Consider the following 249-nt stretch of genomic DNA (forward strand, 5'->3'; position numbering starts at 1 on the left):
GGCGGCCGGGCTCCTCGAACCGGGTCAGCACGTCACAGGCGCCACTGGCCTCGGCATACATCAACCGGGCCCGGACGATCAGGCGCTTGAAGATGAGGCGGGCCACCCGGCCACCCCACGTGAGCGGACTCTTTCCTCGCCCGCCGAGCAGCCTGCGCGGCAGGGCGAGCAGCAGTCCCGGCACCGTGGCCAGCAGACCACCAACCGCGGCGAGCAGCCCCGCCCCGATCGCCCGCGCGCTGAACGCCA

General features: G+C 73.5%; 1 protein-coding gene. It reads right to left on the reverse strand.

All coding sequences use genetic code 11. The features are described from left to right. Nucleotides 1–249 (reverse strand): hypothetical protein (locus tag ACSNOH_RS35385; RefSeq protein WP_436725528.1); only part of this gene is annotated, 249 nt, incomplete at both ends.

The organism is Streptomyces sp. URMC 127 (assembly GCF_051386535.1).
In the GTDB taxonomy this organism is placed as follows: domain Bacteria; phylum Actinomycetota; class Actinomycetes; order Streptomycetales; family Streptomycetaceae; genus Streptomyces.